This is a genomic window from Flaviflexus ciconiae, assembly GCF_003971195.1.
In the GTDB taxonomy this organism is placed as follows: domain Bacteria; phylum Actinomycetota; class Actinomycetes; order Actinomycetales; family Actinomycetaceae; genus Flaviflexus; species Flaviflexus ciconiae.
In genome coordinates this window covers 587745-602951 of sequence record NZ_CP034593.1, presented here as the reverse complement: position 1 = coordinate 602951, position 15207 = coordinate 587745, and the positions used below count along the sequence as shown (strand labels likewise).

The following is a 15207-nucleotide window of genomic DNA, read 5'->3' as shown; positions in this document are numbered from 1 at the left end:
CCGGGTGAGTCCCTTAGTGTGGTGTAAATTCCTGCGGGGTTGCCAGCAACGGTGATGGTGAAGATTGTTGGGAGTCATCGTGGGAGACTCAAATGTTCGACCAAGATACAAGAAAGCGACATCCCACGATGACTCACCACCAGTCTGCCCTGACGACCCTGATTTCTGAAGTCCTCACCGACCCTGATCTTGCTCACAACGATGTCTTCCGCCGCCTGCTCCAGGCCGGCCTTCAAGATCTCATCGATGCTGAAGCCACCGTCAAGATCGGCGCCGGCCCTCACGAACGCACCCCTGACCGGGTCACTCACCGTAACGGCACCCGCCCCAAGACTCTTGCCACCCCGGCCGGGGAAGTTGACCCACAGATCCCTAAGCTGCGTCAGGGCTCCTTCTTCCCGGCACTGCTGTCCCCGCGCCGCCGGGTAGATAAAGCGCTTTATGCAGTGATCTGCCAGGCCTGGATCGATGGTGTCTCCACCCGCAAGGTTGATCACCTGATCAAAGCCCTGGGCAACGACACCGGTATCTCAAAATCAACCGTCTCGCGTATCTGTGCTGACATTGACGAGGGCGTAAGCCAGTTCCTGGGCCGGCCCTTGGATCACACCTGGTTCCCCTACCTGTTCCTGGATGCGACCTATCTCGACGTGCGTGTACGTAACCGAGTCGTCTCTCAAGCACTTGTCATAGCCACCGGCGTCAGCGGTGAGGGTAAGCGCGAGATCCTGGGCATGGCACTGGGTGATTCTGAGACCACCGATTTTTGGACTGAGTTCCTCCGCTCCCTGCGAGAGCGCGGCCTGAAAGTCGCCACAAGCGCTGATCCGCTCGGGGTGGCGGTAGTGACTTCCGATGCTCACGCGGGGTTGAAAGCCGCAGTCAAAGCGATCCTGCCCGGAGCGGCTTGGCAGCGGTGCCGGGTCCACTTCGCCCGTAACATCACCCAACGAGTCGGCTCAGCCCGATCTAAGCCTGTCAACGCCCTGGTCTCAACGATCTTTGCTCAGACCACCGCGCAGGCTGTCAGAGCTCAATACCGCACCGTCATTGACGGTCTATCTGGCTCGTTTCCCGAGGTAGCAGCCATGCTCGAGCAGGCCGAAGCAGAGCTGACAGCATTTGCTGACATGCCTCAAGAGCATTGGAAGAAGATCTGGTCCAATAATCCGATCGAGCGGTTGAATCGGGAGATCAAGCGTCGTGCTGACGTGGTCCAGATCTTCCCCGATCCTGCCAGTGTCACCCGCCTAGTCGGAGCTGTCCTTCAAGAACAGCACGAAGAATGGCTCTACACCGAACGGCGCTACTTCTCCGAAGTCTCCATGCGAAAACTCATCCACACCCTCAACGCCCCCACCGGGCAAACCGATCACCATCCCGGCCAGGAACTCTTCCTCACCGCCTAACCCAACCCCGAAAAGTTACACCACACCAAAGGACTTGACCGTGGCACCAACACCACGGCACGCTCTCGCAACGCAAAAACAGTCGCGATAACACATTCCCCACAAGACACGCCGGTGTGCGTCAAATAGTTATGACGGAATAATCTTCGCCAATTCACGCATAAATACCCAACCGGTCACCAGAAGGGTGCTCAAATAGCGTAAACGCGCGGGATGCTCTAATTAAACACTAAAATATCGCATTTATTCCATGTCCGTTATGTACGTTTTCACTGGTCAGACCCGAAAATTGCCTTCACAATTTCCAAGACACGTCCACTTTGTTGAGTTATGCTCCCAGCAAAACACAAGTAAATGATATGTGTCACAGCACGCGCTGTGACCATTTGATCGGAGGCGACGTGAGCACCCCAGAAATTCACGAAGTGTCGGCTCAGTCCGAAGGCAGTAAGGAAGCCCCGGTACCAGCCCGCACGCGAAATATTCGGTTGATCGGTATGGCAGCGGGTGTGCTCGCTGCCATTCTCATATACAACATTTTCCCCTCAAGCTTGTCTGCCGAGTTCCAGTCAGCACTGACCGAGGGTGGCATCGAGACAGACCGCAACACGATTGCTTACGTCGCCGCGATTGCGGTTCTCATGGGTGTCTGGTGGATGACGGAGGCGATTCCCCTTGCCGCCACTGCTCTGGTTCCACTCGTTGCCTTCCCGGTCATGGAGATTTCAACGATGGGGACGGTGGGTTCCTCATACGGTAGCCCCACCATCTTCCTGTTCATGGGCGGGTTCTTCCTTGCTCTCACAATGCAGAGATGGAATCTCCACATACGCATCGCCCTTCGCACAGTTCTTCTCATCGGAACCAAGCCGAAGCGGCTCGTCCTTGGCTTCATGGTGGCAACCGGGTTCCTTTCCATGTGGATCTCAAACACCGCGACCGCCGTCATGATGCTTCCAATCGGCATGTCCGTCCTTGCTCTCGTCGGCAGAATCGACACTCGTGTCGGTACGGATTCCAGGTTCGGTGCCGCGCTCATGCTTGGCATCGCCTACGCTGCCTCGATCGCCTCGCTGTCGACCCTCATTGGCACTCCCCCGAACACCCTGCTGCGCGGTTATTTGCAGGACAACCACGAGATCACGCTGAACTTCGGCAAGTGGATGTTATTTGGCACGCCGCTCGCCTGGGGCTTCCTCCTCATCGCCTGGTGGCTGCTTATGACGCTCTACAAGCCGGAGATCGATGAGATCCCGGGTGGCAGAGGGCTCATAGCCGAACACCATGCCAAGCTGGGGCCGATGTCGCTCCAGGAAAAGATGACGATGACGATCTTCCTTCTTGCCGCGCTCTCGTGGATCATCGTCCCGACAGTCTTCCCGGACTCCCCCGTCGGTGACGAAACAATCGCCATGATCCTCGCCCTTGTCCTGTTCCTGGTTCCCGCGAAACCCAAGGAAGGCATTGGGCTACTCAACTGGGAGACGGCCAAGGGCGTCCCGTGGGATGTCTTGCTCCTTTTCGGCGGCGGTCTCGCGCTGTCGGCGGCCTTCGGTTACTCCGGGCTCTCACTCTGGATTGGCGACCAGGCGGCCGGTCTTGACGGTCTCCCGGTGATCGTCATTGTCATTGCGGTGTCCGCGCTCGTCATCTTCCTGACGGAAATGACCTCCAATACCGCAACCGCGGCGGCATTCCTTCCGATCATTGGCGGCGTTGCTCTCGGTATGGGAGTGGATGTCGAGCTCCTGGTCATCCCGGTGGCTCTCGCAGCAACCTGTGCATTCATGCTCCCGGTCGCAACACCACCAAATGCCATCGCTTACGGCTCCGGCTATATCAAGATCAGCCAGATGGTCAAGGTCGGTATTTGGCTGAACCTCATGGCAATCGTCCTGATCACGCTGTTCACGATGTACGTGGGCCCGGCAATCCTCGGATACTCCGTGGGATAGCTCGAGTCGAACAATCAGTCATTGGCTCCCCGTGTGCCAACGGCAGGTGGTTGGGACAGGAACTCCCTGCCCAACCACCTGCCACTTAACGGTCGCCGCCACGAGTATCGACACGAGAATCCACATGGCGCATGTCAGATCGGAGTCGACTCCGTCCAGAATGGCGTTATGCTTCTCGCACCTGTGGGCAAGCAAAAGGGCCGGGCAGATTGCCCGGCCCTCACTCTACATCCGCTTAATCATCGAGAGGTTCAAGATCGTCCTCGTCGAAGTCGAAATCATCATCGTCATCGTCGTCGAGGTAGTCGTCATCGTCATCATCATCGTCGTCATCGTCGCCGTAGACATCGAGGGGTAGTTCGATTCCGTAGCTTGTATAGACGGCATCGTCGTAAAGCACATACGCATCTGCCAGATTGTCTGTCGCTTCAAGTACCGAGTCAGCATCGGGGTCCTGAGTATGTGCGGCAGTGTCGTGGAACGCCTCTAGAGCCCCGATAAGGCGGTCAAGTGCTGTACGCGGTTCAATCATGGCACGAGCTTATCGCGAAAATGCCTCCGAGGCACACGACGTTTGGCCCCTCGAGAGGCCGGGAACTTTGCCCCTACTCTATTCTTCGAATTGCTGCCACAATAGTGTCCATAAGTGAACAAGAGTCCTATGACCTCTCACATCTGATGAGAACAAGACAATTCTCTAAAAAAGATCCCAGTAGTCCGCTACACTTGCACCATAGAAAAACTTCGAAGCCGATTACCGCGGGTTTCCTGCACAATTGCGCTTCGGCGAACCTCTCTCCTTGAGAGGTACCGCGGCGGGCGGGCTGTAGGTGTGGCCCCGGCTCCCGCCCGCCGCGATTTCTTCCGAGCCGACTGTGATGCAGTCGGCTCGGGTTTTAGTGGAGCAGCTGTCCGCCACTCACATCCACGGTCGCCCCCGTCATGTAGGACGACTTCTCGGAAACGAGGAAAGTCGCAACCGACGCGATCTGATCGGCTGTCGCAACATATCCGATGGGGATACGGGCTTCGTAGAATTCGCGCTTCTGCTCGAGAGCGTCAGCAATCATCGGGGATTCCATCGTGCCAATCGCAAGAGCATTAACGGTGACGCCGTTCCCTCCCATTTCGCGGGCCAGGGATCTCGTCATCGTCACAATTGCGCCCTTCGCGGCGGCATAAGGAACGTGGCCGGTTGACGAGCCACGGAAGGCTGCCTGAGACGTGACGTTGAGGATCCTGCCCTTCCGGCCCTCCCCCGTGCAGTGCGCAATGAACAGCTGGGAGAGCAACATCGGGGCACCGAGATTGACCTCCAGGGACCGATCCCACAGGTCATCATCAAAGACGCCGACCTCGGTGGTTAGCCACAGGCCAGCATTGTTGACCAGAATGTCGAGACCGCCCAGGGCATCCACGGCCTGTTCGAAGAGCCCCCGCGTCTGAGAACGGTCGGAAAGATCGGCATGGATGGGGACGACTTCGCCGTCAATCGACTCCGCCATCGCCCTTGCATCGTCCTCCCGGCTACGGAAGTTCAATGCCACGCGTGCACCTTCGGCGGCAAGGGACCGAACGAGTTCGGCCCCGAGGCCGGAGGCCCCTCCGGTGACGAGGACACGCTTGCCCTCCAGTTGCAGATCCATGACGTTACCTTTCCAGCAGTCCGAGAAGCTTCTCGCTCAGCATCTTCGGGGTCTTGACGAACGCATCGCGGGTGGTTCCCGCGAGGTGGGATGTGATCGTTACGTTGTCGAGCCTCTTCCATTCCGAATCGTCGGGAAGTGGTTCAATATCGAAAGTATCAATAGCCGCTCCCATGATCCGTCCCTCCCGGAGCACCTCCAAGAGAGCCGCCTCGTCGACGAGCCCCGAACGGGCCGTGTTGACGAGGATGGAACTCGGCTTCATGCGGGCCAGCAGGTCGCTATTGATGAGGTGGTGGTTCTCGGGAGTGAGTCGGGAGTGCAGGGACACAATGTCGCTTGCCTCAATGAGGTCCTCAAGGTTGTTGACTTTCGTGCCGTATTCGCTTGACTCCAGGTAGGGGTCGTAGAACATGCACGTCATGTCCATTCCGGAGAGGAACTTCATGACGAGCTGACCAATGTTGCCTGCACCGACAAGACCGACGGTACGTCCCTCGAGCTCGGGGATGACACCCTCGTTCGGGAAGTCCTTGAGCCACACGCCGTTTCTCATGGCGGCGTGGGTGCGGGCAATGTTCCTGGTTTCGCTAAGGATAAGTCCAACGGTGAACTCGGCAACGGCGCGAGCGTTCCTGCCGCCGGTGTTCACCACCTCGATGCCGGCCTTTTTGGCGGCTTCCCCATCAACGTTTTCCGTTCCGCCTCGCATGACACCGACGATCTCCAGATCGGGGCTGGACGAGAGGAGATCCGCACCGATCGGTGCGAACTGGGTGATAACAACCTGGCTTCGACGGACCTGTGCGGCGATCTCCTCGGGCAGATCAACGCCGTTCGGACCGTTCTGCTCAACTTGCAGATTCACTTCCTGGAGTTGCTCGATCGAGGATGTCTGCCATTCCGCATACGTGACCTCATGGCCAGCATCCACCAGAGCTTGGGTGCCGTCGACGAGCATGTCGAGAGGGATGAAGGCGTCGGCGATCGCGAGAATCTTCAGTTGTTGCGTCATTTATTTTTCTCCCTGGAGTTGCTCGAGGTGGCCAATGAAGCGCTCGAAGCGCTGAGCAAAGAGTTCCGTGAACTCCGGGTTCGGCTCGATCGTTGCCCGCGGCGCTGAGGTCATGGCGCGGACAGCCGAGGGCACGTCCGGGTAGAGTCCCGCTGCGACGGCAGAGCAGATAGCGGTGCCGAGGGTTCCAGATTCCATTGCGTCGACAATGTCGAGTGGCTTACCGATTCCGTCGGCAAACATCTGCAGCCAAATGGTGGAGTTGGCCGCCCCTCCCGTGAAACGGACGTTTCCGGTGAGGAGCTCGTCGTGAGCTCGAAGCTTTTCAATGTGGTAAAGGTGCGAGAAAATCACACCCTCGTACACGGCGCGCACCTGGTGGCGAATGTCGTGGTAGTTCGTCATCCCAACGAAGCCTGCTCGGCCTTCCGGGAACACGTCTGTGCCGTTGATGTAAGGCAGGAAGAACGGGTCCTCAACGTCGGGAGTGAAGTCGTGGATCATCTTCTCGCAGGCCGCAAACACCTCGGCATCCGATACGTCCTCGTGCCTGAAGGCCGACAGGGCCTTGCGGATTACGGAGTTGATGTACCAGTCGAGGTTCGAGACGCCGTTCGGGCTCGCGTCGAGGAACAGGTAGGTGTTCTCGACCGGGTACGGCATCGTCAGCCACACCTCTTCATCGGAGTCGATGTTGGCGTCACGTGACAACACCTCGTTGATCGACCACGTTCCGGTGATCACCGTCAGCTCGTGCTCATCGACAAGACCTGCGGCCAGTGCACCCGCAGCCACGTCCATGACGCCACCGGCAACGGGAGTACCCGCCTTGAGGCCGGTCAGTGCCGCTGCTTCTTCGGTGATATAACCGGCGATCTCGGCCGATTCGCAAAACGGCGGGACCTTGTCGGCCCAGCGGGAGATTCCATAGAAATCAAACACGTCCCGGTCGAGCTCTTTCGTGACGACATTGGATAGGCCAACACCGCAGGAGTCGGTGACCTCCAGCTTGGCTTCGCCCGTCAGACGGAACCGAATGAAGTCTTTTGCGGACAGGACGTAGTCCGTTTCGTCAAACATGTGGGGTTCGTGCTCATCGAACCAGGCGAGGAGGGCCGGGGGCTGTCCCGCCCACACGGTTGAGCCGGTCTTCGAGCGGACCCGATCGTTGTAGCTCGGGTCGGCCAGCCACCTATCAACATAGGACTGTGCCCGACCATCGGTCGATACGACGCCGGGGCGGGGTGCGGTCCCGTCCTTACGTGCCAGGTAGATGCCGTTGCCGTGTCCCGTCACGGCGAGTGCCGCAATGTCGGCCGGGTCGATTTTCGACTCGTCGAGCACACGGCGGATTGCGGTCACGTTTGCATCCCAGAATTGGTCGATGTCGCGCTCGGTGAAGAGCGGACGGGGAAACTGGGTCTCAAGGTGGGCTTGGGCAATTGCGTGTACCTTGCCCGCCACATCGTAAATTGCGGCCTTCGTGACCGTTCCACCATTGTCTATTCCCAGGACATACTCGTTCGTCATCATTGACTCCATGTTTCGTTGTGCGCGGGCTAGCGCGTGAGATTCCACAGACCGGGGCTACTGGCCGTCATTGCCCGATAGCCCCGATCAAACAGGTGGTCTCGTTCCTTCTCAGTCACGATCATTCCGCCCGCAATAAGTGTTGTTTTCTCTTCAAAAGGCTCAAACAGGTCCCAGTAGCGGTCCGCCAATGCACCGGGAAGGACCTCGATACCATCCGGGCGCGCCTCCTGCAGGATCTGAATGCCTTTTTCAAGCGACCGCGAATCCATGATGAAGACTCGCAGGATTCCAAACATCCCTGCCTTCTGCGCATAGGACACGACCTGTGCGCTCTGGGTGAGGACCCCGCTGACGCCGAACATGTTCTTCAGCAGCCGGATCCCCTCCCTGTCCGGCTTGAAACCACCAATAAGGTCGCAGTGCACGAGAACCTTATGGCCGGAATCAATGCACTTCTTTGCAAGCGCTTCAAGGTTGCCGATGTGGACGTTCGTGAGAAGCACGTACGGGGATGTGCTCGTCAGTGCGGTCTCCAGCTCCTTGAGGTGCCGGACGGAAGGAATGACGGTGCGCTCGGGAATATCAATCATTGATCTCGTTGTAGATGGTCATGGCCTGAGCCGCGGTCGCATCCTCGTGAACGAGGGCTCCGAGAGCGGAAACCATCGCGAACGGCTTCGGGTCCTGGGTGATGTTACGACCAACCGCGACGCCCTTCGCTCCACACGCAATAACGTGCTGGACGAATCCAAAATAGGTTTCGTGGTCGGACTTCGGGCCGCCGAGCGCCAGCACCGGAACGGTGCAGTTTTCGACGATGAGGCGATCTCGGTCAGTTCCCGAGAAACGCGTCTTGATGATGTCGGCACCGAGCTCCTCCGAGAAGCGCGCAGCCGTTGCGATCTTCTCCGGATCGGCCGACTCGGGGGTGGTTACGGAGTATCCGTACGGAAGTGCCTCGCACATGAACGGGACGTTCCAGTCAGCCGACTGGCGGACCAGGCGGGCCGCAAACTCATTCGTCGCGCGCTCGTTGTGGGCACCGGGGAAGTTCATGATGACAACGCCATCAGCACCGAACTTCAGAGCATCGGTCACGTCGAAGGCCGGCATGTTGTCCGGAACGGATCCGTCGTAGACGGCCGTTGTCGTATCCACGCGCAGCGTGAGCCCCACGTTCGTGAAGTATTCGGCAAAGTTTCGGGCCTGACCGTAGGTGACCAGCACGTTGTCCAGGCCGTGCTCTGCCATGAGCGGGACCTTCCGTGCAGCATCGTCAACACCGGCTGTCTTCTCCGAGAAACCAAAGCCGTCAAGTGCCAGCGACACCGAACGACCGTCGCTGGCGAAGATCCTGTTCATTCTGCGTGTCTTAGACATATGTGTATCTCCTCTAGGATTCCTGCGCTGGCCGGACATCAAAAAGGCCCGCGCAATATAACTATGCGGCGAGCCTTCGATACCATCCCGATGAGCTATTTTGTTTCCGCCAGCATAGCACCATCATGTCCGTTTTGTGAACGGAATCGCATGAGTATCATGTCAGCACATGAGATGACAGGCAAATAGGCTTCTGCCCTGCCGCGCATTGCGTGACAGGGCAGAAGGGATGAACGGAATGGAATGGCTAGTCAGAACCGGTCGGTCAGGACTGGCTGGGTCCGGTTAGCTCGCGAGAAAGCGCGCGAGTGCTCGGGTGCCGAACTCGAGGGACGCAACCGGGATGCGCTCGTCGTTGCCGTGGAACATCGCCGAGAAATTAAAGTCGGCGGGAAGTGCCATGGGTACAAAGCCGTAGCCATTAATGCCGAGGCTCTTGAGCGGCTTGTTGTCGGTTCCTCCCGACATGAGATACGGAACGATGATTGCCGCGGGATCCTCGGCAAGGAGTGCCTGCGACATGCGCTCCACGATCTCTGTTTCAAACGATACTTCGAAGCCGGTCGTGCGCACGATCGAGGAAACATCCACGCCTTCTCCGGCGAGGTCCTCGATAATGGCGTGGGCCTCGTCTTCGGTTCCCGGCAGGGGCCTCATGTCCACCGCACCGGTGGCACTTCCGGGGATCACGTTCTCCTTGTATCCGCCACCGAGCCGCGTCGGGTTGGCCTGGGTGCTGAGAGTGGCACCAACAAACGGTGCGGCGGGGCCGAGTTCAGCGACGAGGGCACCAAGGTCCTTCGGGTCCTCCGAGAACGGAACTCCCGTGATCTCTGAAACCTTCAGCAGGAGCGTCAAGACGGTGTCCGTCAGCTGAATCGGCCAATCCCATTCACCGATTCGGGTGATCGCCGAAGCCAGCTTCGTAATTGCGTTCTCATTGTTGACCTGCGAGCCGTGGCCGGGCCGACCGTGCGCCGTCAGGGTCAACCAATCCATGCCCTTCTCACCGGTCTGGATAAGGTACACGGTTTCGTCTCCCACGCGGACGGAGTAGCCACCCACCTCGGAGATCGCCTCCGTAGCGCCCTCAAACAGCTCCGGATGATGGTCGACGAGCCACTGCGCGCCCCACACGCCTCCCGCTTCCTCATCTGCGAAGAAAGCCACGATGAGTTCCCGCTCCGGCTGCCAACCACGGATCTTCATGTCGGCCAGGACGACGAGGATCATGGCATCCATGTTCTTCATGTCAACGGCGCCGCGGCCCCAGACGTAACCGTCCTTAACCTCTCCCGCAAACGGGTCGACAGTCCAGTCCTCCCGGATCGCGGGAACAACGTCAAGGTGCCCGTGAACAACGAGAGCCGGAAGCTCGGGATCGGATCCCGGGACCCGCAAAATAACGTTGGCACGGCCCGGCTTCGACTCGATAATGACCGGGTCGTAGCCGTACCGCTTCAGGTATTCGACAACGTAGTCAGCCGCCGGGCGTTCCGGCATGGTCCTCGGGTCGTCACCGAAGTTCTGGGTATCGATACGGATAAGGTCTGCGCACACGTCGACAACGGTCGACACATCGATGGCTGCGGGGTCAACGGAGTTCATACGTGAACCGTAACTGGGATTGTCACCCCACGCCATAAGGTCCATGCTCGTGACCACATGTTTCTCATCCGCCTGCAACGCCCGCCGGACGCAGATACTTTCCATTCGCAACCGCGTAGACCGCACATCGGCAGAACAATTCTCTTTCCAAGCCTGTCCACGCGGGCCTTCCCTATGCGCTTAGGACCCGGTCAACTTCCGTCACCACGCACCACAGTCAGAATCCAGAAATCCACCATCGAGGGCGCCTCGGGTGCCGGTTTCGAAAACGAGGACTGTCTTTGCCTATCCACGAACAGATTTCGATAGCAGCTCTGCCCGGCCCGCAACCACCGTCATCAACAGACAGGGATCCCTACAAGGTGCGTGGGGCGAAACGCGAGCAGAAGACGGGTAAATAAATTACAAAACGCGTCGGATCATGGTAACTCCCGGGCCAATCCGGCAGAGTATCTAGAGCTAACCGGCAAAGTACCGCTAGCTAAGACGCTTTCCTGACGAGATCTTGACTGAACCAGTGCCCCAAAAGAACGGGCACGCCGTGCCGTATATCACACGCCCGACTAACGCGTCCAGCGTTCACATCAATTAGAGCAACTATGCCATCTGAATACGGTTTATTGCTGTATTTAATCTGAAAACTGTCTCAAAAACGTCTAAAAGGATGCGAAAAAATATGAGGTCCAGCATAATCGAGGGACCTTCGTCGCAGCGAAGCGTCGAAAGACACAAATAATTACTGAGGAGACCACATGACCAGTCATGTTCCTGGTTCTCGGAGGACGCTCCGCGCCTGCATCGCCACACTTGGTGCAGGTGCGCTTGGTTTAGGGGCATTCATTGTTCCTGCCGCAGCAACTCCGAGCGCTGATCCCATTTACGAATCTGATCCGTCGGTCCTCGTCGGCTCGTCCGCAAACCAGGCATCCGTTGCCGGTTCCGCGTACGGCTCGCGAGCAACCGGCGAATGGTTCGTTTCATTCAGTTCCGCTCCCCTCGTCAATGGTGGAACCCAGGCCCGAGTCGATGCTGACCTCAACGAGCTTGAGTCCGCGATCGCCGACCTCGACGTCGAGGTTAAGGCATCGCACAGCGAGCTGTGGGCCGGCGCGGTTGTCACCGCTGACGATGCCGAACTCGCAAAGGTTCTCGACCGCGTTGATGTTGCCGGGGTCTTCCCCGTCCTTCTCATCGACGCTCCGGAGCAGCGCGATCTTGGCGCCGAGCCCGAGATGCGATTTGCTGCCGGCATGACCGGTGCCGACTTCGCACAGGATCTCGGCGTCTCCGGCTACGGCCAGACGATTTCGATCATTGACACCGGTGTCGACATCGACCACGTCGCCTTCGGCGGAACCGGCGTCGCTGATACGACCCCCTGGTCCGAGATCAATGGCAACGGCTCCCGCATCATCGGCGGCTACGACTTCGTTGGCGATGATTACAACGCGAACCCCGCAGCGGACAACTACAACCCTGTCCCGGCCCCGGACTCCAACCCGGATGACTGCCAAGGCCACGGCACGCACGTTGCCGGTATTGCGGCAGGCTCCGACGATGTTACCGGCGTCTACGGCGTAGCCCCCGACGCGAACATCCTCGCTTACCGCGTCTTCGGTTGTGAAGGTTCGACCGACTCCGCCATCATGCTTCAGGCCATGGAGGCCTCGGCACGCGATGGTGCCGACATCGTTAACATGTCGATCGGTGCAGGCTTCATGACCTGGCCGAACTACCCGACCGCTGTCGCTGCAGACAACCTTGTTGACGCTGGCGTCGTCGTCACCGTCTCGCAGGGCAACGAGGGCGAGTCCGGCGTCTTCTCCGGTGGCGCACCGGCCGTTGCTTCGAAGGTCATTTCTGTTGGTTCCGTCGACAACGTTGCCTCCGAGGCACCGGTGTTCGTCGTCAACGACCAGAACATTGCTTACTCGTCCTCAACGGGTGCTCCGAACCCGCCGACCGACAACTCCGAATACGAGATCATTGCCTACCCGGCAGGTTCCGAGACGGGCGCTGTCCCGATCGAGGATGCAGAGGGCAAGGTTGTTATCGTTCGCCGTGGCAACTCGACATTCCATGAGAAGGCTGCTGCCGCTCAGGAATCCGGTGCAGCCGGTGTCATCATCGACAACAACGTCGCCGGTGCCATCAACGCAACCGTTGAGGGCGATCCCGCGATCACGATCCCGACCGTGACCATCTCGATGGCTGACGGCGACGCAATCCGCGCTGATCTCGCCGCTGCCGAAGAGCCCGTCACCCTCACCTGGTCGGACCAGACCGAAGTTTCGGAGATCGCCACCGGCGGTCTTGTTTCCGACTTCTCGTCCTACGGCCTGTCGGCTGACCTCACGGTCAAGCCCCAGGTTGTTGCACCGGGTGGTTTCATCAACTCGGCATACCCGCTTGAGGCTGGCCCGTCCGGTTACGCAACGCTGTCGGGTACCTCGATGGCAGCTCCGCACGTTGCTGGTGCGGCCGCTCTCATCCTTGAGGTCAACCCCGCTCTCAACCCGAGCCAGGTCCTCACGAGCCTTCAGAACACCGCTGATCCGCTCCTCTGGTCCGGTAACCCGGATCTTGGATTCCCGGAGCCGGTTCACCGCCAGGGTGCCGGTATGATCAACATTCCGAACGCCATCTTCGCGAACCTCTGGGGCACCCAGGTGACGCCGTCGCAGATCAACCTCTACGACAACGACACCGGCGCTTCCGAGACGCACACCCTCACGATCCACAACCGTGACGAAGTCGAGTTCACCTACTCGTTCGTGAACCTCGCAGGCATCGCCACGGCTGGCATCAACCAGCTCCCGAACTACTACGGAGCAGCCGCGACCACCGAGTTCTCGGCTGAGACCGTGACCGTTCCGGCTGGCGGCACTGCAACTGTTGACGTCACCATCACCGAGCCCGAGGGCTTCGCGGGTGGCATCTACGGCGGCCAGATCGTCGTCCTCGGTGAGGATGCATCCGGTTACACGACCCAGTCGATCGTTTCGTACGGCGGCCTCGCTGGCGACTACGAGACGGACCTGGCCTTCATGGAGCAGTGGACCTACCGCGACTACGGCTACACCGAGGAAGAGGTCGGCGAGCTCATTGACGAGCCGATCTACTCGACCCCGGGCCTCGGCGTCCTCGAAGACTGCACGAAGCTCGTTGACGGCGAATGCGTGAGCGAAGGCAACTACAGCTGGGGCCACGACGAGTACGTGTACTCCATGGAAGACGGCGACACCCCGTACGCTGTTCTCCACATCGAGAACCCGGTCTCCTACATGAAGATCGAGGCTTTCCACGCCAACGCTGATGGCACGAAGGGTGATCCGGTCAGCCCGGACTACAACGTCGTTTACGAGTCCGATGGCGAGGGCGCAGTCCCCGGCATCCAGGTCTACCAGTGGGACGGCACCTACGTGAAGTCCGCTGATTCCGAGCAGTACCTCAAGGCACTCGACGGCGATTACGTCATCGAGGTCACCGCGGTCAAGGGCCTCGGCTCCATCGACAACCCCGACCACGTCGAGGTCTGGACCTCCCCGGCCTTCACTATCGACCGTGACGGCGTACCGGGCGAGGGCCCGGGCGACGGCTCCATCGATGAGGAAGCCGACAAGGGCTTCTTCCTCTACAACGACTTCGAGTCGGCTGCTGACCACTACTTCATGTACGGTCGCGACGGCGATGAGGTCTTCGTCGGTGACTGGGACGCTGACGGTGTTGACACCATTGGTGTTCGCCGCGGCCACACCTTCTACGTCCAGAACCAGCTCATCGGTGGCAACGCCGAGGTTGAGTTCAAGTTCGGCCGTGACGGTGACGAGATCCTCGTCGGCGACTGGAACGCTGATGGCTACGACACGTTCGCGGTCCGCCGCGGTGTCACCATCTACGCCCAGAACGAGCTCATCGGTGGCAACGCCGAGGTTGAGTTCAAGTACGGTCGCGTAGGCGATGACCTGTTCGCTGGCGACTGGGACGGCGATGGCTACGATACCTTCGCGGTACGTCGTGGCAACTCGTTCTACGTCCAGAACTCGCTCGTCGGTGGCAACGCCGAAGACACGTTCCACTTCGGCCACGAGTCCGACACGGTTCTCGTTGGCGACTGGGATGGCGACCTGAAGGACACCGTTGCACTGCGTCGCGGTGACACCTTCTACGTCTCCAACTCCCTGTCCTCCGGCTCGGCTGATCGCTCGTTCGTCCTTGGACGTGACAGCGATGAGGTCCTCGTCGGTGACTGGAACGGCGACGGCATCGACTCTGTTGGTCTGCGCCGCTAAGGAGCACTCCAGCGAGTAACACTCCGATAACCCGGCCCCGGCTGTTCACACGAACGGCCGGGGCCGGCCCCTTTCCAGCAAGCAGGTCCGCTCGTGGCAGCACCCTCCCCTGCTCACGCCACGTTGCTGGATCACCTATCTGACGTTCTCCCGTGCCTCACAGGTAAGGCATCTGTCGCACGTGGCTGGTGACTGCACCTCACAATGTGGCATATGCACATTCGGCGATCGCTGGCGAACCAACGTCCACGCCAGAGCAATAATCATCAACGCTGAACTACTTTGCGGTGCCATGACGGCACTATTCGCGATGCCCCGACGTCAACTCTCAACTACCATGATCTCAGCACGGCCCTCGCCGGTCGCGAG

10 protein-coding genes are annotated in these 15207 nt (G+C 59.3%); 3 read left to right on the top strand and 7 right to left on the bottom strand.

Going from position 1 to position 15207, the window contains the following annotated elements:
* Nucleotides 1–128 precede the first annotated feature (128 nt).
* Complete coding sequence (locus EJ997_RS02770; RefSeq protein ID WP_126704910.1) at nucleotides 129–1409, top strand: IS256 family transposase; 1281 nt, start codon at nucleotides 129–131, stop codon at nucleotides 1407–1409.
* A 401-nt stretch (nucleotides 1410–1810) separates the two neighbouring features.
* Nucleotides 1811–3364, top strand: coding sequence for an SLC13 family permease (locus tag EJ997_RS02765; protein ID WP_126703232.1), 1554 nt, complete (start codon nucleotides 1811–1813; stop codon nucleotides 3362–3364).
* A gap of 235 nt (nucleotides 3365–3599) precedes the next feature.
* Here EJ997_RS02765 and EJ997_RS02760 read toward each other — a convergent pair whose 3' ends face one another.
* From EJ997_RS02760 to EJ997_RS02730, 7 genes are all read right to left on the bottom strand, one after another.
* The gene (locus EJ997_RS02760) at nucleotides 3600–3896 is read right to left on the bottom strand and encodes a DNA primase (protein WP_126703231.1); all 297 of its coding nucleotides are present in this window, start codon (nucleotides 3894–3896) and stop codon (nucleotides 3600–3602) included.
* 364 nt (nucleotides 3897–4260) lie between these two features.
* Nucleotides 4261–5010, bottom strand: a complete 750-nt coding sequence (locus EJ997_RS02755; protein WP_126703230.1) for an SDR family NAD(P)-dependent oxidoreductase — start codon at nucleotides 5008–5010, stop codon at nucleotides 4261–4263.
* 4 nt (nucleotides 5011–5014) lie between these two features.
* Nucleotides 5015–6025 carry a 2-hydroxyacid dehydrogenase gene (locus tag EJ997_RS02750; protein WP_206501768.1) on the bottom strand — a complete coding sequence of 337 codons (1011 nt, stop codon included), beginning with the start codon at nucleotides 6023–6025 and terminating at the stop codon, nucleotides 5015–5017.
* Nucleotides 6026–7558 (bottom strand): FGGY-family carbohydrate kinase, encoded by a 1533-nt coding sequence (locus EJ997_RS02745; protein WP_164719742.1) that lies wholly within the window; start codon nucleotides 7556–7558, stop codon nucleotides 6026–6028.
* Nucleotides 7559–7584: 26 nt separating this feature from the next.
* Nucleotides 7585–8148 (bottom strand): glycerol-3-phosphate responsive antiterminator, encoded by a 564-nt coding sequence (locus EJ997_RS02740; RefSeq protein ID WP_126703228.1) that lies wholly within the window; start codon nucleotides 8146–8148, stop codon nucleotides 7585–7587.
* Complete coding sequence (locus tag EJ997_RS02735; protein WP_126703227.1) at nucleotides 8141–8938, bottom strand: class I fructose-bisphosphate aldolase; 798 nt, start codon at nucleotides 8936–8938, stop codon at nucleotides 8141–8143. Before EJ997_RS02735 ends, EJ997_RS02740 begins: the two co-directional genes overlap by 8 nt.
* A gap of 285 nt (nucleotides 8939–9223) precedes the next feature.
* Nucleotides 9224–10546 (bottom strand): M20/M25/M40 family metallo-hydrolase, encoded by a 1323-nt coding sequence (locus tag EJ997_RS02730; protein WP_126703226.1) that lies wholly within the window; start codon nucleotides 10544–10546, stop codon nucleotides 9224–9226.
* A gap of 752 nt (nucleotides 10547–11298) precedes the next feature.
* Between EJ997_RS02730 and EJ997_RS02725 the strand changes: the two genes are divergently transcribed.
* Complete coding sequence (locus EJ997_RS02725; protein ID WP_126703225.1) at nucleotides 11299–14838, top strand: S8 family serine peptidase; 3540 nt, start codon at nucleotides 11299–11301, stop codon at nucleotides 14836–14838.
* The last annotated feature ends 369 nt before the right edge of the window (nucleotides 14839–15207 follow it).

Bases quoted from the DNA above. Each gene is read 5' to 3' on its own strand.
- EJ997_RS02740 (WP_126703228.1), bottom strand. From the start codon at position 8,148: ATGATTGATATTCCCGAGCGCACCGTCATTCCTTCCGTCCGGCACCTC.
- EJ997_RS02750 (WP_206501768.1), bottom strand. From the start codon at position 6,025: ATGACGCAACAACTGAAGATTCTCGCGATCGCCGACGCCTTCATCCCT.
- EJ997_RS02730 (WP_126703226.1), bottom strand. From the start codon at position 10,546: ATGAACTCCGTTGACCCCGCAGCCATCGATGTGTCGACCGTTGTCGAC.
- EJ997_RS02725 (WP_126703225.1), top strand. From the start codon at position 11,299: ATGACCAGTCATGTTCCTGGTTCTCGGAGGACGCTCCGCGCCTGCATC.
- EJ997_RS02770 (WP_126704910.1), top strand. From the start codon at position 129: ATGACTCACCACCAGTCTGCCCTGACGACCCTGATTTCTGAAGTCCTC.
- EJ997_RS02755 (WP_126703230.1), bottom strand. From the start codon at position 5,010: ATGGATCTGCAACTGGAGGGCAAGCGTGTCCTCGTCACCGGAGGGGCC.
- EJ997_RS02745 (WP_164719742.1), bottom strand. From the start codon at position 7,558: ATGATGACGAACGAGTATGTCCTGGGAATAGACAATGGTGGAACGGTC.
- EJ997_RS02735 (WP_126703227.1), bottom strand. From the start codon at position 8,938: ATGTCTAAGACACGCAGAATGAACAGGATCTTCGCCAGCGACGGTCGT.
- EJ997_RS02760 (WP_126703231.1), bottom strand. From the start codon at position 3,896: ATGATTGAACCGCGTACAGCACTTGACCGCCTTATCGGGGCTCTAGAG.